The 22,348-nt window shown below is 71.7% G+C and carries 18 protein-coding genes and 1 pseudogene; 7 read left to right on the top strand and 12 right to left on the bottom strand.

The genetic code is table 11. From position 1 onward, the window contains the following. The first annotated feature begins 567 nt into the window (after positions 1-567). Entirely contained in the window at positions 568-1,803 is a 1,236-nt protein-coding gene (locus tag ACWCPF_RS24960) for an ROK family protein (RefSeq protein ID WP_451047291.1), read from the top strand. Between the two features lie 14 nt (positions 1,804-1,817). Here the strand turns inward: ACWCPF_RS24960 and ACWCPF_RS24955 are convergent, their stop codons facing one another. Next, entirely contained in the window at positions 1,818-2,873 is a 1,056-nt protein-coding gene (locus tag ACWCPF_RS24955; RefSeq protein ID WP_451047290.1) for an Lrp/AsnC family transcriptional regulator, read from the bottom strand. Positions 2,874-3,003: 130 nt separating this feature from the next. Here ACWCPF_RS24955 and ACWCPF_RS24950 point away from each other — a divergent pair, with 130 nt between their 5' ends. Beyond that, the gene (locus tag ACWCPF_RS24950) at positions 3,004-4,287 is read left to right on the top strand and encodes an amidohydrolase family protein (RefSeq protein WP_451047289.1); all 1,284 of its coding nucleotides are present in this window, start codon (positions 3,004-3,006) and stop codon (positions 4,285-4,287) included. Beyond that, entirely contained in the window at positions 4,287-5,858 is a 1,572-nt protein-coding gene (locus ACWCPF_RS24945) for an AbgT family transporter (protein ID WP_451047288.1), read from the top strand. Before ACWCPF_RS24950 ends, ACWCPF_RS24945 begins: the two co-directional genes overlap by 1 nt. 389 nt (positions 5,859-6,247) lie before the next feature. Here the strand turns inward: ACWCPF_RS24945 and ACWCPF_RS24940 are convergent, their stop codons facing one another. From ACWCPF_RS24940 to ACWCPF_RS24920, 5 genes are all read right to left on the bottom strand, one after another. Beyond that, the gene (locus ACWCPF_RS24940) at positions 6,248-7,315 is read right to left on the bottom strand and encodes an LLM class flavin-dependent oxidoreductase (RefSeq protein WP_451047287.1); all 1,068 of its coding nucleotides are present in this window, start codon (positions 7,313-7,315) and stop codon (positions 6,248-6,250) included. Further along, positions 7,312-7,647, bottom strand: coding sequence for a ferredoxin (fdxA, locus tag ACWCPF_RS24935; protein WP_451047286.1), 336 nt, complete (start codon positions 7,645-7,647; stop codon positions 7,312-7,314). Before fdxA ends, ACWCPF_RS24940 begins: the two co-directional genes overlap by 4 nt. 1 nt (position 7,648) lies before the next feature. Beyond that, positions 7,649-8,671 carry an NAD(P)/FAD-dependent oxidoreductase gene (locus tag ACWCPF_RS24930; RefSeq protein ID WP_451047285.1) on the bottom strand — a complete coding sequence of 341 codons (1,023 nt, stop codon included), beginning with the start codon at positions 8,669-8,671 and terminating at the stop codon, positions 7,649-7,651. 90 nt (positions 8,672-8,761) lie between these two features. Next, a complete protein-coding gene (locus tag ACWCPF_RS24925; protein ID WP_451047284.1) occupies positions 8,762-9,628 on the bottom strand; it encodes a sugar phosphate isomerase/epimerase family protein in 867 nt (288 codons plus the stop codon). Beyond that, on the bottom strand, positions 9,625-10,641 hold the full coding sequence (locus tag ACWCPF_RS24920; RefSeq protein WP_451047283.1) for a Gfo/Idh/MocA family oxidoreductase: 1,017 nt from the start codon (positions 10,639-10,641) through the stop codon (positions 9,625-9,627). The genes ACWCPF_RS24925 and ACWCPF_RS24920 overlap by 4 nt, the downstream gene beginning before the upstream one ends. Positions 10,642-10,773: 132 nt before the next feature. On the opposite strand from ACWCPF_RS24920, the gene tnpA reads away from it, so the two are divergent. Both tnpA and ACWCPF_RS24910 read left to right on the top strand, forming a co-directional pair. Beyond that, a complete protein-coding gene (gene tnpA, locus ACWCPF_RS24915) occupies positions 10,774-11,196 on the top strand; it encodes an IS200/IS605 family transposase (RefSeq protein ID WP_451047372.1) in 423 nt (140 codons plus the stop codon). Further along, complete coding sequence (locus ACWCPF_RS24910; RefSeq protein WP_451047282.1) at positions 11,193-12,401, top strand: RNA-guided endonuclease InsQ/TnpB family protein; 1,209 nt, start codon at positions 11,193-11,195, stop codon at positions 12,399-12,401. Before tnpA ends, ACWCPF_RS24910 begins: the two co-directional genes overlap by 4 nt. A gap of 36 nt (positions 12,402-12,437) precedes the next feature. Here the strand turns inward: ACWCPF_RS24910 and ACWCPF_RS24905 are convergent. Continuing rightward, positions 12,438-13,127 (bottom strand): annotated as a pseudogene (locus ACWCPF_RS24905) (sugar phosphate isomerase/epimerase family protein); the annotation flags it as partial. A 156-nt stretch (positions 13,128-13,283) separates the two neighbouring features. Continuing rightward, complete coding sequence (locus ACWCPF_RS24900) at positions 13,284-14,174, bottom strand: AraC family transcriptional regulator (RefSeq protein ID WP_451047281.1); 891 nt, start codon at positions 14,172-14,174, stop codon at positions 13,284-13,286. A gap of 128 nt (positions 14,175-14,302) precedes the next feature. Here ACWCPF_RS24900 and ACWCPF_RS24895 point away from each other — a divergent pair, with 128 nt between their 5' ends. Beyond that, entirely contained in the window at positions 14,303-15,061 is a 759-nt protein-coding gene (locus ACWCPF_RS24895; protein ID WP_451047280.1) for a nuclear transport factor 2 family protein, read from the top strand. Between the two features lie 87 nt (positions 15,062-15,148). Here ACWCPF_RS24895 and meaB read toward each other — a convergent pair whose 3' ends face one another. The 3 genes from meaB to ACWCPF_RS24880 are packed head-to-tail and all read right to left on the bottom strand — an operon-like array spanning position 15,149 to position 20,156. After that, complete coding sequence (meaB, locus tag ACWCPF_RS24890; RefSeq protein WP_451047279.1) at positions 15,149-16,141, bottom strand: methylmalonyl Co-A mutase-associated GTPase MeaB; 993 nt, start codon at positions 16,139-16,141, stop codon at positions 15,149-15,151. A gap of 14 nt (positions 16,142-16,155) precedes the next feature. Beyond that, positions 16,156-18,333, bottom strand: a complete 2,178-nt coding sequence (scpA, locus tag ACWCPF_RS24885; protein ID WP_451047371.1) for a methylmalonyl-CoA mutase — start codon at positions 18,331-18,333, stop codon at positions 16,156-16,158. A gap of 14 nt (positions 18,334-18,347) precedes the next feature. Next, on the bottom strand, positions 18,348-20,156 hold the full coding sequence (locus tag ACWCPF_RS24880) for a methylmalonyl-CoA mutase family protein (protein WP_451047278.1): 1,809 nt from the start codon (positions 20,154-20,156) through the stop codon (positions 18,348-18,350). Between the two features lie 173 nt (positions 20,157-20,329). On the opposite strand from ACWCPF_RS24880, the gene ACWCPF_RS24875 reads away from it, so the two are divergent. Beyond that, on the top strand, positions 20,330-21,454 hold the full coding sequence (locus ACWCPF_RS24875) for an enoyl-CoA hydratase/isomerase family protein (RefSeq protein ID WP_451047277.1): 1,125 nt from the start codon (positions 20,330-20,332) through the stop codon (positions 21,452-21,454). Between the two features lie 35 nt (positions 21,455-21,489). Here ACWCPF_RS24875 and ACWCPF_RS24870 read toward each other — a convergent pair whose 3' ends face one another. Next, on the bottom strand, positions 21,490-22,311 hold the full coding sequence (locus ACWCPF_RS24870) for an ABC transporter ATP-binding protein (protein WP_451047370.1): 822 nt from the start codon (positions 22,309-22,311) through the stop codon (positions 21,490-21,492). Positions 22,312-22,348 lie beyond the last annotated feature (37 nt).

Here is a 22,348-nt window from a genome sequence, read left to right as displayed (position 1 = left end):
GGACGAGGGCCGGTCGTTCAGGCCGAGAAGTGCGGCCGGTTCCGGCCGGGTTGCTCGGTATTCAAGGCCCGCGCCGACGGCCGGGACGAGGGCCGCGGTCCGGTGAGCGGAACACCGGGAGCCGGGTTATCGAATCGTGATGAACCGAGGTGACGATCCGTCAGATCGATGGTTTCGAGGTCCCGATGCGGGTAAAGCGCGTTGCTGAGCTGCTCTTTTCATCCCACCCGCCCCCCGACGGGACGCACGGCGCACACCGTCCGGGCGAAGAACGAGCCGGGGGGCGACCGTGATCGCTGGAGTCTGGTCCATCGAGTGATCCGATCTCATTGCCTCGGATACCTCTCCTGGCTATACTCCGGTACTTTTTTGAGCCGTCCGGGGTGAACGCCGGGTTGCGCATCACCATCGTTTAGTTCGCACGACAGGAACAAGATGCCGTTATTAGTTTTTGCGACGGACTAAAGCAAGCGTAGCGCCCGTGGTCTTGCGGCCGGAACGGGGTGGTTGACGCGCACCCTCCTCAGGCCGGATGGTGATCCGGCGCGAGGAGGCGGAATTAAGACTGTGACGGTTCATAAAGACGGCGCCTATCCGGCCACTCCGGCCCTGCTGCCCGCGGTCCCGGTCGGGCTGCGCAGAGTGCTGGACCTGGTCGTCTCCGGCGAGGCGACCAACCGTGCCGAGATCGCACGGCGCAGCGGACTGGCCCGCTCGACGGTCGGTCAGCAGGTCGACCATCTCGTCGGGCACGGCATCCTGGAGGAGATCGAGTCCAGCGAGTCCGTGCGCGGCCGGCCGCCCCGCGTGCTCACGCTCTCCCCGCACGCGGGCACCATCGCCGTGGCCGACGTCGACACCCTGGCCTCACGCGTCGCGATCGCCGACCTCGCGGGCCGGGTCCTCGCCGAGGACACCGTCTACGTCCGCCTCGACAGCGGACCGGAGACGGTGATCGGGGCGGTCTCCGAACGCCTGTTGGGCCTGGTGGACAAGACCGGGCGGGATCCGCGCCGGGTCCGCCAGGTGGTGATGGGCCTGCCCGGCCCCGTCGACTTCCAGCGCGGCTGCGCCATGCGCCCCACCGGCATGCCGGGCTGGGACGGCTACCCGGCCGCCGAGGACCTGAGCGCACGCTTCCGGGCCCGCGCCGTGGTGGACAACGACGCCAACCTGATGGCCCTCGGCGAGGCGAGCCAGGACCAGTTCGACACACCGCTGCTCTGCCTCAAGATCGCGGCCGGCATCGGCGCCGGACTGGTCACCGCCTCCGGCGACGTCCACCGCGGAGCCGACGGCGCCGAGGGCGACGTCGGCCACATCCGGGCCGTCGACGGCAGCGACGCCCTGTGCACCTGCGGCAACGTCGGCTGCGTCAGAGCCGTCGCCTCCTACCGGGCCGTCCTGCACACCCTCGGCATTCCCGAGACGACGAACGACGATCCACGGCACGGCGAACGCGAACTCGCCGAACGCGTCGCCGACAACGACCCGTCGGCGGTGCACGCCTTGCGCCAGGCCGCCGCCGCGATCGGCGAGGTCGCGGCCATCCTGGTCCTCGTCCACAACCCCCGCACCCTGGTCCTGGGCGGCCCGCTCAGCGACCTGCGCGACGACCTCCTGTCCGGCGTGCGCGCCGTGGTCTACCAGCGCGCCCTCCCCCTGACCACGCGCAAACTGACCATCACCACGGCCCGCCCCGACGGCGCTTCCGCGATCCACGGCGGCATCGCCCTCGCCCTGCGGGACGTGTTCAGCGAGCAGGGCATCGCCCGGATGCTGGTGGACGACCGCAGAGGCTGAGGCCGTCGGCCGCCTCAGGCCGCTCCGCTCGGCACCCGGTGCGGATCCTGGGGCAGCCGGAGCGGCACGATGCCCACGCTGTGGCCGTCACGGTCCAGCAGCCGTCCCATGTGCTTGACCGTCCGCAGCACCACCGAGCGGTCCTCGACCGTGAGACGCGGCAGCCGCCGGGACAGATGGGCCTCGAAGGCGTGCACATCGTGCAGGTCGCGCAGCCACACGTCGACCACCAGATTGTGCGGGCCGGCCGTGATCGCGCAGGACCGGACCTCGCGCACCGAGGCCAGCACCCGGCTGGTCTCCGCCACGAACTGCCCCGGCACCGACGCGAAGTACACGGCGGACAGCGGCCAGCCCGACAACGGCCGCGCCAGATCGCAGCGCAGGCTCAGCCGGGAGGCCAGCAGCGACTGCAGCCGCCGCCGCACGGTCGTCAGGCTCCCCCCGGTCGCCGCGGACAGGTCCCGCAGGGACATCCGCCCGTCCACGCTCAGCAGTTCCAGCAGCTGCGCGTCCAGATCGTCCCATCTGGCCTCCGCGTCGGACAGCAGCGCCGGGGCCGCGACGGCCTGCTCGACTCGGGCGACCTGAGCCGCGTCGAGACTGCGCAGCCGCCACCGGCTGCCCTCGGCCGGGACCCCCGTCGACACATGCGTGCGCGTCGCCCGCACCCCGGGCGTCCGCTGGAACAACAGCGTGGTCAGCCGGCCCAACTCGTCGAGGCTGCGCGCCTGGACGGCCGCCACCAGGTCCCGGCCGCCGGCCGTGAGCTTGATGTTGGCCACCGAGGGGTCGGCCGCCAGCGCCAGCGCCACGTCCTCGGCCACTCCCGGCTCCGTGTCCACCTCCACCACCGCGCTCACCACGAGCCGCGAGTTGGACAGCCGGGGATAGGCCGTCACCCACGCCAGCCCCGCCTCCTCCAGCCGCTGCCAACGCCGCGCGGCCGTGACCGGATTGACCCCCAGCACCTCGCCGACCAGCCGCCACGGGGCCCTGGGATGGATCTGCAGCGCATGCACCACCCCCCGGTCGATCTCGTCGAGCCCCGAGGCGGCACAATCCTGCACGCCCCGGTGCGGCGCTTCCCTGCGCACATCGACGGAATCCAGCGTGAAAACTGCACAGTGACACGAGGTTTTCTCGCGCATTCCACACTCCGTTCGCCTGTCCCCGACACCGGAGGAGTGACCGCACCCCATGACGGACACCCACACGCACACCCGGACCGCCCTGCGGATCCTCAACGCCCGGCTGATCGACGGCACCGGCTCCGCGCCGGTGGACGACGCCGTCGTCATCGTCGACGGCGACGGCATCATCTCCTACGCCGGAGCCGCTGCGACAGCCCCCGAGGCGCCCGGCCACGCCTCCGGCGTCCGGGTCCTCGACGCGGGCGGCCGCACCCTGCTGCCCGGCTTCTTCGACTGCCACGTCCACCTGGCCTACGCGCAGGGCTCCCCGCCCGGCCGCCGCGCCGAACTCGACCCGGTCCTGGGCACCCTGGACACCGCCGCCCGGCTGCGGCAGACCCTCGACGCCGGCATCACCAGCGCCCGCGACCTCGGCGGCCTCTCCGCCGGCTACCGCACGGCGGTCGACAGCGGCCGGATCGTCGGCCCGCGCCTGCACACCGCCGTCCGGATCATCAGCCACACCGGCGGCCACGCCGACGTCCGGCTGCCCGACGGCACCGACCTCAGCGCCGGCATGTCGGAGATCGCCGACACCGCCGACGAGGCCCGGCTCGCCGTGCGCCGCGTCCTGCGCGAGGGCGCCGACCTGGTCAAGATCTGCGCCACCGGCGGCATGGGCAGCCCCTACGACCAGCCCGACGACGAGGGCCTGCTGGAGGAGGAGATCCGGGCCGTCGTCGACGAGGCCCGCCGGCACGGCGGCAAGCCCGTCGCCGCGCACGCCCAGGGCAACGCGGGCATCCTCAACGCGCTGCGCGGCGGCGTCACCAGCATCGAGCACGGCTACGGCCTCGACGCACGCGCCCTGGACCTGGCCGGCGAGCAGGGCACCTTCGTCGTCCCGACCCTGTCCACCGTCTACGCCGGCATCAACAAGGACACGATGCCGCACTACCACTACGAGAAGAAGGTCCGCTGGTCCGGCATCACCAAGGAGAACATCGCCCGCGCCATCGAGTACGGCGCCCGGATCGCCCTCGGCACCGACGCCGCCGTCGGCCCGCACGGCGTGAACCTCATGGAGCTCAGCTACCTCGTCGACCTGGGCATGGACCCCATGGCCGCCATCGTCGCCGGCACCCGCACCTCCGCCGAACTCCTCGGCGTCGCCGACCGGCTCGGCACCGTCGCCCCCGGCCGCACCGCCGACCTCGTCCTGTGCGACGGCGACCCGCTCACGGACATCGGCGTCCTCGGCGACCCGGCCAACATCGTCTGCGTCGTCCAGGACGGCATCGTCCGCAAGGACCTCCTGCTCCCAGCGGCCCCCACGGGAGGGCAGTCCTGATGTCATCGACCACCGACCTCCACAAGCCCGGCAGACAGTCGCCCGACAGCGGGCGGCCCGGCATCCTCGACCGCGTCCTGTCGTTCATCGAGCGGGCGGGCAACGCCCTGCCGCACCCGATCGTCCTGTTCGCGGGGCTTTTCGTCCTCCTGGCCGTCGTCTCCACCGGACTGGAGCTGGCCCACGTCTCCGTCGAGGTCCCCGGCACCGGCGAGACCAAACAGGTGGGCGGGCTGTTCACCGGCGACGGGCTGCGCTGGCTGGTGGAGAACCTGATCCCCAACTTCGCGGGCTTCCCGCCGATCGGCGCCGTACTGGTCCTGATCATGGTGGTCGGACTCGCGGAGCGGACGGGCCTCCTGGAGACGGTCATGCGGGCCACCCTGGCCCGCGTGCCCCGCGCCGCGCTCCCCTACGCGGTCGCGCTCATCGCCAGCCAGGCGCACATGATGAGCGACGTCGCCGCCATCGTCCTGCCGCCACTGGCGGCCCTGGTCTTCAAGAGCGCCGGACGGCACCCCGTGGCCGGCCTCATCGGCGGCTTCGCCTGCGTGACCGCCGGTTACGCCGCCGGCTTCACCATCGGCTCGCTCGACGCCCTGTACGTCGGCATCACCCAACAGGCGGCCTCGGTGCTGCCGGCCGCCGCCGGTCTCGACATCCACCTGCTCATCAACTACTTCTTCACCGCCGCGAGCAGCCTCGTCCTCGCCGCGCTCGGCGGATTCCTCATCGGCCGCGTCCTGGAGCCGCGGCTGGGGATCTACGAGCCGACCGGGGACGAGCCGCAGTCGCAGGACCTGGCCCTCACGCCGATCCAGCGCCGGGGCCTGCTGGCCACGGCCGTCGTCGTCCTGCTCTACCTGGGCGCGGTCCTCGCCCTGTGGCTGCCCGTCGGGGCCCCGCTGCGCGGCGAGGGCGGCGCCTTCGTGCCCTCGCCGCTCCTCAGCGGCATCGTCCCGGTCCTCTTCGGCGCCTTCCTGCTGGCCGGGCTCACCTACGGCTTCACCGTCAAGAAGCTCACCGGCACCGAGGACGTGGTCACCGCGGTGACCGACTCGGTGAAGAGCATGTCCGGCTACATCGTGATGATGTTCGTCGCCGCCCAGGTCATCGCGCTGTTCACCTGGTCCAACGTGGGCATCCTGCTCGCGGTCGAGGCCGCGGAGCTGTTCACCGACCTCGGGGTGACGGGCTTCGGCGCGATCGTGGTGTTCGTGCTGCTCGCGGCCTGCCTCAACCTCTTCATCGTCTCCGGCTCCGCCCTGTGGTCGCTGGTCGGACCCGTCTTCATCCCGGCGTTCATGCTCATGGGCATGAGCCCGGCGCTCAGTCAGGCGGCCTTCCGCATCGGCGACTCGGCGACCGGCGCCATCACCCCGATGAACCCCTACCTCTTCCTCATCCTGGCGATGCTCCGCCAGTACGAGCCCGACGCGAAGCTCGGCACACTGATATCCCGGCTCGCCGTCTTCGTCATCCCGTTCATGACGGTGTGGCTGGTCATCCTGGCCCTCTTCTACGGCTTCGACCTGCCACTCGGCCCGGGCGCGCACATCGGCCTCAAGTGAACGCCTTACGCACGCGGCCGACCCCGCCGGGAAGATCCGGTGGGGTCGTCCGCGTGGCGCTCCGCTGGTTGTGCGGCGATGTGCGGTCGTTTTGCTGCGGCGCGGTGGTGGCTGGTCGCGCAGTTCCTCGCGCCCCTTTGGGGTGTTGCCGCACCGTGGTCGACTTTGCCCGGCGCGCTTGGGCGGTGCGGGGGCTGCCGTCGTTTCGGTGCGGCGCCGTTGTGGCTGGTCGCGCAGTTCCTCGCGCCCCTTTGGGGTGTTGCCGTACCGTGGTCGATTTCGCCCGGCGCGCTTGGGCGGTGCGGGGGCTGCCGTTGTTCCGGTGCGGCGCCGTCGTGGCTGGTCGCGCAGTTCCTCGCGCCCCTTCAGGGCGCTGCCGACCTGCGTTGTCATTGCGCGGTGAGCGTCGGCAGTACCGACGAACCGATCGTCTCGATCAGGTCGGTCGGCGGGTGGTAGGAGCCGACGTGCTGGAGGAGAACCCCCGTGACCCCGGCGGCCTGCAGGGCGCGGAGCCGTTCGGTGAGTTGGTCGGCGGTTCCGAACAGGCAGAACTCCTCGGCGAAGCGCAGGGCCGCCGCGTCGCTGATCCAGGCCGAGCAGATCTCCACGGCGGCGTCCCAGTCCTCGGCGTGCACCAGGTCCGGGTAGACGCCCTCCACCGTCGCGGGGACGTCCACCTCGATCCCCGCCAGGGCGAGGAACGGCGCGCCGCCGTTCTGGGCGATCGACGCGCACACCGGCTTGAGCCGGCGCGCCGCGGACTCGACGTCGTCGGTGACCGCGCAGAACGCGGACACCGTCAACGGGATCGACTCGTACGCCCGGCCCGCCGCCTCCGCGCCTTCCCGCACCCGGGCGGTCGCGCTCGCCAGGGTCGCCGCCGAGACCCCGCTGAGCAGGATGACGCCGTCGGCGACCTCACCGGCCAGCCGCAGGTTCTTCGGCCCGCTCGCCGCCAGGTGCAGCGGCACCCCGGGCTGCGGATCGCGCAGCCGCGAGCGGACCTTGCCCTCGAACTCCCACTCCTGACCGTCCAGCAGGGCGCGCAGCAGGCCCAGGCCTTCGCGCATCGACGCCGACGTGCTCTGCCGCAGGCCGATCGGCCCGACCGAGCTGTTGCCCACGCCGAGCCCCAGGGTGAACCGGCCGGGGGCGAGTTCCGCGACGCTGCGGGCAGCCGACGCCACGACGGCCGGATGCCGGGTCGCCAGATTGGTGACCGCGGTGCCCAGACCGATGCGTTCGGTGCCCAGGGCCGCGGCGGTCAACGTGGTGAACACATCGCGCCACAGCAGCTGGGAGTCCGGGAACCAGACGTCGTCGAAGCCCAGTTCCTCGGCCCGGCGCACGGTCTCGACCACCCGGTCCGCCCGGTCGCAGGGCGGGATCCGGATCCCGATCCGCGGGGCCGTCGTCCCCGCGCCGGTCCCCGCACCCGTCACCGCGCCGGTCACCGGGCACCGCTCGGCGACGCGCTGACGAGCGGCGTGTCCGCGCCCACCGGACCGATGCCGGCGGCGCCGCCCGGAGCGCCCAGGGGCGCGGTGCGGCCCGGCAGCGTCTCGTCGAAGAAGCGCCGGTTGTCGGCGCGGAACTCGGGGTCGGCGAGCCGGTCCACGGTGATCGCCAGCTCGGGGCAGGCCGTTTCGCAGGCGCCGCAGTCGATGCATTCCACCGGGTTGATGTACAGCTTGCGCTCGCCCTCGTAGATGCAGTCGACCGGGCACTCCTCCATGCAGGACCGGTCCATGATGTCGACGCAGGCCGGGCCGATGACATAGGCCATGTCAGTTCTCCTTCTCGGTGGAATGCCCGGGGAACAGCTGAGCCTCCGGGTCGATGACGGTGGCGGCGTTGTTGACGGCGGTGGCGACCTCGCCGAAACCCACGGCGATCAGGCGCACCTTGCCCGGGTAGTCGGTGATGTCCCCGGCGGCGAACACCCGGGGCAGATTCGTGGCCATCCGGGTGTCCACCGCGATCTTCCGGGCGTTCAGGGTCAGCCCCCAGTGCTGCAGCGGGCCGAGGTCGGCGAGGAAACCGAGCGCGGCGACGACCGTGCGCGCCGGCAGCGGACGGGTGTCCTTGGTGACCCGGTGGCGGATCTCCACCCGCTCCAGCCGGTCCTCGCCGTGCAGCGCGCTGACCTCGGAGTCGGTGATGATCTCGATGCCGAGAGCACGGACCTTGTCGACGGACGCGCGGTGCGCCCGGAACCGGCCGGTGCGGTGGACGAGCGTGACGGACCGGGCGACCGGGGCGAGCATCGCCGCCCAGTCGAAGGCGCTGTCGCCGCCGCCGACGACCACGACATCGTGATCGGCGTGCACGGCCGCGTCCGGCACGAAGTACACCTGGCCGCGGCCGAGGTAGTCCTCACCGGCCGGCAGCGGGCGCGGCGTGAACGTCCCCACCCCGCCGGTGATCACCACCGCCCCCGCCCGGACGACCGTCCCCCGGTCGCCGCGGACGACGGGCAGCCCGTCGGCGTCGTAGCTCAGCTCCACTGCGCGCTCCCCGAGGAGATAGCGGGGGCCGTACGGCTCGGCCTGGGCGACCAGGGCGGCGACCAGATCCCGCCCGCGCACCGACGGGAACCCGGCGATGTCGAAGATGGGCTTCTCCGGGTACATCGCGCTGATCTGGCCGCCGCGCAAGGGCAGGACGTCCATGACCGCGACCCGCAGCCCCCGGAAACCCGCGTAGTAGGCGCCGTAGAGGCCCGACGGGCCGGCGCCGATGATCAGGACATCGGTCTCGACCGCCCGCGAGGCGTCCGTGGCGACCGGCTCAGCTGAAAGAACGCTCATGGTCCAGGAGCGTAGGAACGCTCCCGCCGCCGCCCAACGGAACCGGTCCGCCTGACGGTACGCCCCGCGGAACAGCTTGACCGTCCGGTCTCAGCCGGTGAGTTCCTTGGCGATGCGGTCGAGCATGAACGCGGAGGACTCGCGGGCGCGTTCCTCCCAGGCGAAGACGCAGGCCGTGGCGACGCCGTCGAAGTCCAGCTCGCGCAGGGTGCCGAAGAACGCGTTCCAGTCGACCTCGCCCTGTCCGATGTCGAGGTGCTGGTGGATGCGGGCGGCGGTGCCGGGCGGGTTGAGGATGTAGCGCAGCCCGGAGGAGCCCTTGTGGTTGAAGGAGTCGGCGATGTGCACCTGCTGGAGCTTGTCGCCGGCGTAGCGCAGCATCGCGGCGACGTCGGCGGTGGGATCGGCTCCGGAGAGATGGAAGGAGTGGGGCGCGCAGTAGAGGTAGTTCACCCAGGGCTTGTCGATGGCCCGGACGAGATCGACGGCGGGGGCGTTCTCCTCGCAGAAGTCGTCGGGGTGGGCCTCCAGGTTGAGGGCGATGCCCTCGCGCTCGAAGAGCGGCAGGAGTTCGTCGAGCGAGCGCCAGAACGCGGCTTCGCTCGCGGCGGCGTGTTCGGGCCGGCCGTTGAACTCGGAGTTGATCAGGGGGCATTCGAGGTCGGCGGTGATCTCGATGATGCGTTTCCAGTAGCGGACGGCGGCCTGGCGCTCGCTCTCGTCGGGCGAGGACCACTTGTACAGCGGCAGCACGGAGGACAGCTGCACGCCGTGCGTGCGCAGGGAGTTCTTGAGTTCGGCGATGCGCGCGTCGTCCGCCCGGGGGTGGAGGAAGAACGGCATGAAGTCGTCGCGCGGCGACAACTCGATGTACTCGTAGCCGAGTTCGGCGACGGTGCGCACCATGTCGTCGATCGGCAGCGCGCGGAACATATAGGGGTCGAGGGCGATCTTCACGCGGCACCTCCATAGAAGACGGGGCGGGGCTTGAGGTCGGTGGCGACGACCCGGCCCGACTCCAGGGCCTCGACGGTCGCGCCGGTGATGACGGTGGCGGCGTAGCCGTCCCAGGCCGAGGGGCCGGTGGGCTCGGCGCCGGCGGCGATGCCGGCGATCCACTCGCGGAACTCGGCGTCGAAGGCGTCCGCGAACCGGCCCACCCAGTCCGTGAGGACCGCCGTGCTGTGCTGTCCCGCGGTGCGCACCCCGACCGAGGCCGGGTCGGGCAGCCGGACGAGACCCTCCTCGCCGACCGCCTCGCACTGGATGTCGTAGCCGTACCGGCAGTTGACGAAGACCTCCAGATCGATGCGGACCCCCTTGGCGGTCTCGAAGAGCATGATCTGCGGGTCCCTGAGGTGCGCGAACCGCTTGCTCGTGGCGCGCGGGGTGACCACCTGGGTGGAGACGATCTCGTCGTCGAGCAGCCAGCGCAGCACATCCACCTCGTGCACGGCTGTGTCCAGCGCCGCCATGGCGGAGGTGTACGTCTCCGGAACGGTCGGGTTGCGGTGGGCGCAGTGCACGATCAGCGGCGCACCGATCCGGCCGGAGTCGATGACCTGCTTCAACTGCCGGTAGCCGGCGTCGTAGCGGCGCATGAAGCCGACCTGGACCAGCCGGCGGCCGTGGGCCGTCTCGGCTTCGATGATCCTCAGACAGTCCTCGGCGGTCGTCGCGAGCGGCTTCTCGCAGAACACCGGCTTCCCGGCGGCTATCGCGTTCAGCACATGGTCGGCATGGGTCGGCCCCCAGGACGTCACGAGGACGGCGTCGACGTCGTCCGCCGCGACCACGGCCGCGCCGTCGGGGAGCACCCGGGCGCCCGCCGACGCCGCCGCCTCGGTGGCGCGGGCGGGGTCGAGGTCGGTGACCGCGGTGACCCGGGCTCCGGTCACGGTCTCGGTGAGCCGTCGGATGTGCTCCTTGCCGATCCAGCCGGCGCCGATCACTCCTACACGTACGGTCATGGTCGTTCCTTCACAGAGGTGTTCACAGGGGTTGGACGGGGTCAGGAGTAGCGCGCGCGGAGTTCGGCTTCGAGGGATTCGAGCGTGCGGCCCGCACTAGACCTGCGGCGCGTGTATAATGATCGTGTGACTGTGACCAGGAAGGTTCGCCGGTTCTCCGGCGGTGTGTATGACCTCGGGCTCCACGTGGTGTGGTGCCCGAAGTACCGCCGTCCGGTTCTCGACGGCCGGGTCGCGGAACGCCTGGACGAACTGATTCGACAGAAGGCGGAGGAACGCGGCTGGGAGATCATTGCCCTTGAGGTGATGCCCGACCACGTCCACCTCTTCGTCAAGCACGACCCGAGGTCGTCGGCCTCGTACGTAGCCAACCAGTTCAAGGGCTTCACCTCCCGCGTGCTGCGCGAGGAGTTTCCGCACCTGAAGTCGCGGATGCCCACCTTGTGGTCGTCGTCGTACTTCGCGGCATCGGTCGGCGCGGTATCCGCGGCGACGGTCGAGAAGTACATCAACACCCAGTGGGAACGCCCGTGGAAGGAGGGGGACGGCTCGTGATCTGCGCGTACAAGTTCCTCCTGCGTCCCACGGCCCGTCAGAGCGTCGCGCTTGGCGAGATGCTGCGGGACCACTGCTCGCTGTACAACGGCGCGTTGCAGGAACGCCGGGACGCCTACCGGCACGCCTCGAAGACGAGCATCAAGTACGGGGACCAGTCCGCCCAGCTCAAGGGGATCCGCGCGTTCGACCCCGAGCGTCACGGCCGCTGGTCGTTCTCCTCCCAGCAGGCCACCCTGCGCCGTCTCGACAAGGCATTCACCGCGTTCTTCCGCCGGGTCGAGGCCGGGCGGACTCCGGGCTACCCGCGCTTCAAGGGTGCCGGGCACTTCGACACCGTGGTGTTCCCGAAGGACGGCGATGGCTGCCGCTGGGACTCCACCCCCCACGACCCCGTCACCCGCGTACGGCTGCAAGGCGTCGGAAACGTCCGCGTGCACCAGCACCGGCCCGTACAAGGCCGCGTCAAGACGATCAGCATCAAGCGCGAAGGCAACCGCTGGTACGTCGTCCTTGCCTGCGACGAGGTACCCGCCGAGAAACTGCCGCCCACCGAGGCGATAGTCGGCATCGACATGGGCGTCACCCACTTCTTGACCACCTCCGACGGCGAACACGTCGCCAACCCCCGCTTCCTTCAAGCGATGGCCGACGAACTGACCGAAGCGCAACGGCACCTCGCGACGTTCCCCAAACGGACCCGGCAGCGCACCAAGCGCCACCGCGCCGCCGCCCGGAAGGTCGCCAAGCTGCACAGCAAGATCCGCCGTCAGCGAGGCGACTTCCACCACAAGGCCGCCCGCGCGCTCATCACCGACCATGGCGTCATCGCGCACGAGCGGCTGAACACAGCGGGCATGACCCGTACGCCCAAGACCAAGCCCGGCCCCGACAGCGAAGGCGCGTTCCTCCCGAACGGTGCCGCCGCCAAGGCTGGGCTCAACCGCAGCATCCTCGACGCGGGTTGGGCGCAGTTCCTCGGAATCCTGGCGAACAAGGCTGAGAGTGCCGGTCGCCTGGTGGTCCCGGTGGACGCGCGCAACACCTCCCGCACGTGCCCCGAGTGCGGGCATGTCGCGAAGAAGAATCGCGTCACCCAAGCGAGGTTCCAGTGCACGGCGTGCGAGTTCGCGGCGAACGCGGACCACGTCGGCGCGACGAACGTCCTCAACAGGGCCGGGCTGGCCCTCTGCGACGTGGCCTAGCCACCGACACAGGAAGCCCGCGCGTTTACGCGCGGGTGGAGTCACCTGCTTGATGTGGACGTAGCCGTAGCCGACGCGCTCACCGAAGCGCCGGATCAGGTCGAGGTTGTCGCCGCCGCCGTAGGCCACGTGCCCGGTGTCCAGGCACAGGTTCGTGTAGCGCGCGTCCGACTCGTTGAGCAGCCGCTCGATCTCCGGCTGCGTCTGGATGTGGCTGTCGGCGTGCGGGTGGACGACGAGACGGACGTCGTACTCGTCGAGCAGCAGCCTGCCGAGCCGGTCGGCGTTCCTGCCGAAGCCCGCCCACTGCTCGGCGGTCAGCACCGGGGACTCGGTGAACGCGCCGCTCTTCTCGTCCCGGTACATCGGCGGGATGAGGACCAGGTGGTGGGCGCCCGCGGCGGCGGTCAGCGCGGCCACGTGCCGGACATGGGCGAGCATCTCGTCCCAGGCCTCCGGCCGGTGCAGCGCGCCGAACGCGGTGCCACCGGAGACCTGCAGCCCACGGGAGTCCAGCTCCTCCTTCAGCCGCTGCGGATCGGTGGGCAGATACCCGTAGGGCCCGAGCTCCAGCCACTTGTAGCCGGCGGCGGCCAGCTCGTCGAGGAAGCGGGTGTACGACACCTGCTGCTCGTCCTCGGGGAACCAGACACCCCAGGAGTCGGGCGCGGAGCCCAGGCACAGATTGCCCACGGCGGTGCGGAGGGGGGATGGCGTCGTTGCCATGGAGTACGTCCTTGTGTGGAGTCGAACTTCACTGCCGCGCTCTACTAGCGCGCTCTAGTGCGAGTACGATGACTCCTGTCCAAATGTCATGTCAATAGCTTGTTGCCGGGAGATTTCGGCGCTCCGCGCGCCGGCCGTGCGGGCCGGGGCCGCGCGTCAGCGCTCTGCGTCGCGGAAGGCGCCCGGGGTCCGGCCCGTCGCGCGGGTGAAGAACTTGCTGAAGTTGGTCGGCTCGGTGAAGCCCAGCCGGTGGCTGACGGCGGCGACGGGCAGGTCGGTGTGGGCCAGGAGGCGCTTGGCCTCCAGGGTGACGCGGGCGTCGATCAGCTGCTTGGCGGTGTGACCGGTGGCGCGTTGGCAGGCGCGGTTGAGGGTCTTGAGGGAGTAGCCCAGCCGGACGGCGTAGTCGTGCGCCTGGCGCAGGACGGCGTACGACCGTTCCAGCTCGTGCCGGAAGAGGCGGTACGCCTCGGTTCCGGTGCGGGGGCGAGGCGCGTCCTCGGGCTCGGGGAGACGGGCGATGCGCAGGAGCAGGGCGGCGAGGAGCAGGCGCAGAAGTTCCTTGTCCGTCTCGGGGTCCCGGGGAGCGGCGTACTCCCCGGCGAGGTCCGTCAGGGCGCGGCGCAGGCGCGCGTGGTCGTCGGGGGCCAGCTGTCGACGGGCCGGGCCGAACGGGTCGTCCGTCACCGGGGCCGTCGAGGGGAGCCTGGGCGGGAAGTCGGGGGTGAACAGCACGACCGTGGCGTCCAGGGCGGCGGGGCGGCCGTCGGGCTCCGTGGCCAGGCGCTGCACCTGGCCGGGACGGATGTGCAGGAGCGTCCCGGGCCCGCAGGGGACGTCGACGAAGTCGACCATGGCCGTGCCCTCGCCCCGGTGGACCAGGGTGAGGTGATGGAAGTCGAGCCGGTGCACCCGGTTGAACTCGCGGCCCGGCAGCCGCTCCCTGAGGTCGGCGAAGCCGAGCACCTCCAGCCCGAGCTCCGGCCGCGCCGGGTTGCGGTAGCCGCGCTCGATCACCGGAGGCTGTCCCATTTCGACCATAGCCATGCCTGACTCTACCGTGCCCGAGCGCCGTCCTCCGGGGAGAGTGGAGCACAGACCGGCGGCCAAGGAATTCACAGGACGCCGCCGGAATGCAGGGACATGTGCGGAATGGTAAAGATCGGAGTCGCGCTGTGAGCAACAAGGAAATCGTCATCGAGGCCGCGGGTGAACTGTTCGGCAAGAAGGACCCCGGCGCCGTGGACCGCCGGGTGTCCGGTGACTACCGTCAGCACAGCAGCCTGGCCGCGGACGGGCCCGAGGCGCTGCGGCAGCTGGTGGCGGGTCTGCCGGAGGGCTTCCGCTACGAGGGCGCCCGGGTGATCGCCGACGGGAACCTGGTGGCGCTGCACGGTGTCTATCACGGCTTCGGCCCCGCGCCGCTGGTCGCCTTCGACCTGTTCCGCGTCGACGCCGACGGCAAGCTCGCCGAGCACTGGGACGCCCTCACCCCGGTGGTCGCGGACACCGCCTCCGGCCGTACCCAGACCGACGGGCCGAGCGCTCCGGGCGACCTCGACGAGACCGAGGCCAACCGCAGGCTGGTGACGGAGTTCGCGGAGAAGGTCCTCAAGGGAGCCGACTACTCGGTGCTGACCGACTTCATCTCCACCGAGACCTACCACCAGCACAACCCCGAGGCCGCCGACGGTCTGGACGGCTTCGGCGCCGCCGCCGCCCAGTGGGCCGAGCAGGGCAAGAACCTCGTCTACAACACGATCCACCGGGTCGTGGCCGAGGGCGATCTCGTGCTGGTGCAGTCCGAGGGCGAGTTCGGCGTGCCGGTCGCCTACTGGGACCTCTTCCGGGTCGCCGACGGCAGGATCGTCGAGCACTGGGACGTCATCGCCCCGATCCCGGCCGAACTGCCGCACTCCAACGGCCTGTTCTGACGCGACCGACGGCCGCGCACCGACACCGCACGGCCCCGCACCGGCACCGAACGCGGCGGCACTATCGGCCGGGCCGCCGCTCCGGCCTCACTCCTGGCCGGCCGGTCGGCCGAAGGCGGACAGGATGCGTTCGGCGGCCAGGGTGGCCGTCAACTCGCCTGCCCTGACCTGCTGTTCCAGGGCGGGCGCCAGGGCCCGTACCGCCGGGTCGGCGTACAGGCGGCCGAGGAGGTCGTCGCGGACCATGTTCCAGGTCCAGTCGACCTGCTGGTCGCGGCGTTTGGCGGCCAGCCGCCCCGTGGCGTCCAGCAGTGTGCGGTGCTGTTCGAGGCGCTCCCAGACGGTGTCCAGACCGGATCCCTCCCGGGCGCTGCAACTCAGCACCGGCGGCGCCCAGAACGCGTCCGCGCCGTGCATCAGGCGCAACGCGCCCGCCAGTTCACGTGCCGCGGAGCGGGCGTCGCGTTCGTGCGGGCCGTCCGCCTTGTTGACGGCGAGGACGTCGGCCAGCTCCAGGACGCCCTTCTTGATGCCCTGCAACTGGTCTCCGGTGCGGGCCAGGGTGAGCAGCAGGAACGAGTCGACCATGTTGGCGACGGCCGTCTCCGACTGGCCGACGCCGACCGTCTCCACCAGCACCACGTCGTAACCGGCCGCCTCCATCACCACGATCGACTCGCGCGTCGCCTTCGCCACCCCGCCCAGCGTTCCCGCGGTGGGGGAGGGGCGGACGAAGGCCGCGGGGTCCACCGCCAGCCGTTCCATCCGCGTCTTGTCGCCGAGGATCGAACCGCCGGTCCGGCTGGAGGAGGGGTCCACGGCCAGGACGGCCACCCGGTGCCCGAGCCCCGTCAGCATCGTGCCGAACGCGTCGATGAACGTCGACTTGCCCACGCCGGGCACCCCGCTGACGCCGATCCGCCGCGCCCGGCCGCTGTGCGGCAGCAGCTCGGTCAGCAACTCCTGTGCCAGCGTCCGGTGTTGGGGACGGGTGGACTCCACGAGAGTGATGGCGCGCGCGATGACCGCCCGCTTGCCGTCGAGTACACCCTTCACATACGTGTCGAGGTCGAGTGCCATGGCGCGTCCGGCCTTCAGAGTTCGTGCCCGAGATCGGCGGACAACCGCTCGACGAGGTCGTACGCCGCGTCCGGGATCACCGTCCCGGGCAGGAACACGGCCGCCGCGCCCATCTCCAGCAGCGTGGGCACGTCCTGCGGCGGGATCACCCCGCCGACCACGATCATGATGTCCTCGCGGCCCTCCTCGACGAGCTGCTCACGCAGCGCCGGCACCAGCGTCAGGTGCCCCGCGGCCAGCGACGACACCCCGACGATGTGCACGTCCGCCTCGACGGCCTGGCGGGCCACCTCGGCCGGGGTCTGGAACAGCGGGCCGACGTCGACGTCGAAGCCCAGGTCGGCGAAGCCGGTCGCGATCACCTTCTGGCCGCGGTCGTGGCCGTCCTGGCCCATCTTGGCGACCAGGATGCGCGGCCGGCGCCCCTCGGCCTCCTCGAAGGAGTCCACCAGCGCCCGGGTGCGCTCGACGGACGGGGACTCGCCTGCCTCGTTGCGGTACACGCCGGAGATGGTACGGATCTGGCTCGCGTGCCGCCCGTACACCTTCTCCAGGGCGTCGGAGATCTCCCCGACGGTCGCCTTCGCACGCGCCGCGTTCACGGCCAGCTCCAGCAGGTTGCCCTCGCCCCCGGCGGCCCGGGTCAGCGCGTCCAGCGCGTCCTGACAGGCCCGCTCGTCGCGCTCCGCCCGCAGCCGCCGCAGCTTCTCGATCTGCTGGGTGCGCACCGAGGAGTTGTCGACCTTGAGGACGTCGATCGCCTCGTCGGTCTCGACCCGGTACTTGTTGACGCCGATGACCGGCTGCCGTCCCGAGTCGATGCGCGCCTGGGTCCGGGCGGCCGCCTCCTCCACCCGCAGCTTGGGGATGCCCGCGTCGATGGCCTGCGCCATGCCGCCCGCCTGCTCGACCTCCTGGATGTGCTGCCAGGCCCGGCGGGCGAGGTCGTACGTGAGCTTCTCGACGTAGGCGCTGCCGCCCCACGGGTCGATCACCCGGGTGGTGCCGGACTCCTGCTGCAGCAGCAGCTGGGTGTTGCGGGCGATCCGCGCCGAGAAGTCGGTGGGCAGGGCCAGCGCCTCGTCCAGGGCGTTGGTGTGCAGCGACTGGGTGTGGCCCTGCGTCGCCGCCATCGCCTCCACGCACGTACGCGTGACGTTGTTGAACACGTCCTGCGCGGTCAGCGACCAGCCCGAGGTCTGCGAATGGGTGCGCAGGGAAAGCGACTTGGCGTTCTTCGGGTCGAACTGCTTCACCAGCTTCGCCCACAGCAGCCGGGCCGCGCGCAGCTTGGCGACCTCCATGAAGAAGTTCATGCCGATCGCCCAGAAGAACGACAGCCGGGGCGCGAACGCGTCCACGTCCAGGCCCGCCTCCCGCCCGGCCCGGAGGTACTCCACACCGTCCGCGAGGGTGTACGCCAGCTCCAGGTCGGCCGTCGCGCCCGCCTCCTGGATGTGATAGCCCGAGATGGAGATCGAGTTGTAGCGCGGCATCCGCTGCGAGGTGAAGGCGAAGATGTCGGAGATGATCCGCATCGACGGCTTCGGCGGATAGATATAGGTGTTGCGGACCATGAACTCCTTGAGGATGTCGTTCTGGATGGTCCCCGCGAGCTTCTCCGCGGGCACGCCCTGCTCCTCCGCCGCCACGATGTACAGCGCCAGGATGGGCAGCACCGCGCCGTTCATCGTCATCGACACGGTCATCTTGTCCAGCGGGATGCCGTCGAAGAGCTGCCGCATGTCGTAGATCGAGTCGATCGCCACGCCCGCCATGCCGACGTCACCGGTCACCCGCGGGTGGTCGCTGTCGTAGCCGCGGTGCGTGGGCAGGTCGAACGCGACCGACAGGCCCTTCTGGCCGGCGGCCAGGTTGCGCCGGTAGAACGCGTTGGACTCCTCGGCCGTGGAGAAGCCCGCGTACTGGCGGATCGTCCACGGCTGGTTGACGTACATCGTCGGGTACGGGCCGCGCAGATACGGGGCCATGCCCGGGTGGGTGCCCAGGAAGTCCAGACCCTCCAGGTCCTGCCCGGTGTAGAGCGGCTTGACCGCGATGCCCTCCGGGGTCTCCCAGAGCAGGTCGTCCCCGTCGGCGGCCCGCTTGACGGCCGTACGCCACTCGTCGGGGCCGCCGTCGGCGGTCGGGACGCCCAGCTCGATGCCGGAGAAATCGGGGATCGCCCCCATCGGACGGTCTCCCATCAGGACACTCCCATACGGTCGAGGGCGGCGGAGAGGACGGCGACGGCGTCACATCCCGCGAAGACATGGCCGTCCACCCCGGAGTACTGCCCGGGGCGGCCCGCCAGGAACACCTGCGAGGCGCCGGCGGCCCTCAACTGCGCGGCCACGGACTCGGCCCGCTCCTCGTACAGCGCGTCGCTGGAGCACAGGACGGCCTCGCGCGCCCCGCTCTCCTCGAACCCGCCCTCCGTGACGGGCTCGATGCCGCCCGCCTGGAACAGGTTGGCGGCGAAGGTGAGCCGGGCGGTGTGCGCGGCAGCCGGCCCGAGGGCGGCCAGAAAGATCCGGGGCCGGGCGCCGGTCGCGGCGAGATGGGCGTCGGAACGGGCGCGCAGCGCCTCGAACGCCTCGTCGCGCCGCACACGCGGCAGACCGCCGGACGGCGGCGCGGGCGCCGGCGCGCGGACGACCGGCTTCTCCGCCAGATGCGGGAACTCGCTGACACCGGTGACGGGCTCGCGGCGCTTGGCCAGCTTCGCACTGCGCACCGACCACGTCTGCGCCAGCCGCTCACGGATCAACCCGGAGCGCAGCGCGGCCGCCTGGCCGCCGGACTGCTCGATGTTCTGGAAGAACTCCCAGCCCGCGTGGGCGAGTTCGTCGGTGAGCCGCTCCACGTACCAGGAACCGCCCGCCGGGTCGATCACCCGGGCCAGATGGGACTCCTCGATGAGGATCGTCGAGGTGTTGCGGGCGATGCGCCGCGCGAACGCGTCCGGAAGACCGAGGGCGTCGTCGAAGGGCAGCACGGTGACCGCGTCGGCACCGCCTGCCCCGGCGGCCAGCGTGGCGATCGTCGTGCGCAGCATGTTCACCCACGGATCGCGACGCGCCATCATCACCGGGGAGGTCACCGCGTGCTGGCGCTGCGCGCCCGCCCCCGGGGCCCCGCAGACCTCGGCCACCCGGGCCCACAGCCGGCGCGCCGCCCGCAGCTTGGCGATGGTCAGGAACTGGTCGGCGGTGGCCGCATACCGGAACTCCAGCTGTGCGCACGCCTGGCCGACGCTCAGCCCGGCCTCGGTCAGCCCCCGCAGATAGGCGACCCCGGTCGCCAGCGAGCAGCCCAGCTCCTGGGCCGCCGAACCGCCGGCCTCGTGATACGGCAGCGCGTCCACGGTCAGCGCCCGCAGCCCCGGGTACCCCTCGGCGCACCGCCGCGCGAGAGAGGCCGTCGGCGCGAACTCCAGCGCCTCGCCCGTCCGGGCCTCGTGACCCAGCGGATCCGCGCCCAGGTTCCCGCGCGCGGCCTCCGCGCCGACGCCCCGCTCCGCGTAGATCCGCAGCAGTTCGCCCGCCGCCGACTCGACGTCACGCCCGGCGTCCAGGACGACCGGCGCCAGATCGAGGTAGACGCCGTCCAGGGCCTGGTCGAGCGAGGAGACCGGGACGGCGTCGCCGCCCACGACCAGCCAGAGCGAGGTGACGCCGTTCTCCAGGTCCGCCAGGACCGCGCCGCCGTCCGCCGAGGCGTGCCGTTGGCGTACGTCCCAGCCGCCGACGGTGTTGCCCTCCGCCCGGCCCCCGCGCACGAACGGGGCGAAGCCGGGAAGGCCGGGATCCGGGGCGCTCTCGCGCGCGGTGTACAGGGGGCCGGTGCCGAGGCCGTCCTCCAGCACGGTGGACAGGGCGTCTTCCGCCGCCGCACCGGAGACCTCCTTGCCCGACTTGCGCAGGACGCCCTCCACGAGACGTTGCCACTGCTCACGTGTCGTGTCGGGGAACTCGGCGGCGAGCGAGAGCCCGTCGTCAGGCAGCACTGTCATGCTCGGATGCTAGGCCAGATCGCCGAAGCCGCAGCAGAGCGCACGGCTGTGAGTTTCTTCTCCCGAAAAGTGTGGTGCGGGTCACCCGTCCGGCCTGTCCCTAGGATTCCCGGCAGGAACCGACGAGATCATGCGTGTCATCGTGGCGCGCGGCCCCTGACGGAGGCGTACGGATGAACGGCCCGACCAGCGCGACGAGCCCGACCGGCCCCACGAGCGCGACCAGCGCGACGAGCGCGTCCGCAGCGACCTCCGGAGAGGAACCTGTCCTGCTGCGCACCGCCGGACGGGCGGCCCATATCGTCCTCAACCGGCCCCGAGCCCTCAACGCCCTGAACCATGTCATGGTGCGCCGCATCGACGAGGCGCTCACCGCCTGGGAGCACGACCCGGCCGTCGAGACCGTCGTCATCACCGGCGCCGGGGAGCGCGGTCTGTGCGCGGGCGGCGACATCCGCGCCGTCCACGACGACGCTCGCGACGCGGACGGCAGCGCCTCGGCCGCGTTCTGGCGCGACGAGTACCGCCTCAACGCGCGCATCGCCCGCTACCCCAAGCCGTACGTCGCCGTCATGGACGGCATCGTCATGGGCGGCGGAGTCGGCGTGTCCGCCCACGGCAGCGTCCGGATCGCCACCGAGCGCTCGCGCATCGCGATGCCCGAGACCGGCATCGGATTCGTCCCGGACGTCGGCGGCACCCATCTGCTCGGGCTCGCACCCGGCGAACTGGGCACCCACCTGGCGCTGACGGGGGCGCAGATCGGCGCCGGGGACGCCGTGCTGTGCGGGCTGGCCGACCACTACGTGCCGTCCCCGTCGCTGGACGACGTCGTCGCCGACCTGGCCCGGCTGCCCGTCCGGGAGGCCCTCGCGCCTCATGTGCGGCCTGCTCCGGAGGGGGAGTTGGCCGCACATCGGGAGTGGATCGACGACTGCTATGCCGCCGACACCGTCGAGGAGATCGTCCGGCGGCTGCTCGCGCACGGCGACCCGGCCGCGAAGGAGGCCGCGCAGACCCTGCTCACCAAGTCGCCCACCACCTTGAAGGTGACGCTGACGGCACTGCGGCGGGCCCGTCGGCTCGGGTCGCTGGAGCGGGTGCTGGAGCAGGAGTACCGAGTGTCCTGCGCGGCCCTGTCCACCGCCGACCTGGTCGAGGGCATCCGCGCCCAGGTCATCGACAAGGACCGCGATCCGCGCTGGTCACCGGCCACCCTCGCCGAGGTCGCCGACGCGGACGTCGAGCGCTGGTTCCGCCCCCTCGACGGACGACGGGGACTCGGGCTCGACGGCTGAGAGCCCGTTCGGCCGCGGCGCCGGCCGCCCTGCGCTCACCTCCCGGCGACCGTCCCCAGGAAGCGGATGTACGGCCGGTCGCCGGCGCCGGGGCGGGTGACCGTGGCGCGCACGCCGTAGACGTCGGCGATCAGGGCCTCGGTGAGGGTGGCGGCAGGGGTGCCGGCGGCTACCACCCGGCCCTGCCGGAGCACGACGACCTGGTCGCAGTACATGGCCGCCAGGTTCAGGTCGTGCAGGGCGACGACGCTGGTGACGGGCAGTTCGGCGACCAGGTTCAACAGGTCGAGCTGGTGCTGGATGTCCAGGTGGTTGGTCGGTTCGTCCAGCAGCAGTTCGCGGGGCTCCTGGGCGAGGGCGCGGGCGATCTGGACGCGCTGGCGTTCCCCGCCGGAGAGCGTGTGCCAGGGCTGGTCCAGGCGGTCGGCGAGCCCGGTGCGTTCGAGGGCGGTGCGGACGGCCCGCTCGTCCGCCGCGGTCGCCGGCGTCCAGGCGCGGCGGTGCGGGACGCGGCCCAGGCGCACCACGTCGGCGACGGTCAACTCGACCAGGGTGTCCGCCTGTTGCTCGACGACGGCCACGCGCCGCGCGACGGCTCGGCGGCCCCAGTCGCCCAGCGGTCGGCCGTCGAGGGTCACCACGCCCGAGGCCGGGGCCAGCACCCCGGACAGCAGCCGCAGCAGGGTCGACTTGCCCGAGCCGTTGGGGCCGAGCAGTCCGGTCACGGAGCCGGGCCGGAGGGTGAGGCTGACGCCGTCGAGGATCAGCCGTCCGCCCGCGGAGCGGCTCACCCGGTCGGCGTGGAGCGTGGGCGACGCGTGCTCCCCGTCGTACTCGCTGTCGTGGGATCCGTCCACCGCGTTCTGCCCCTCGTGCGTCCCGCTCACCGCGTCC

It is taken from the genome of Streptomyces sp. NPDC001858, assembly GCF_053594615.1.
Note: the sequence above shows the minus strand (reverse complement) of the source record. Positions and strands in the feature narration are given on the sequence as shown.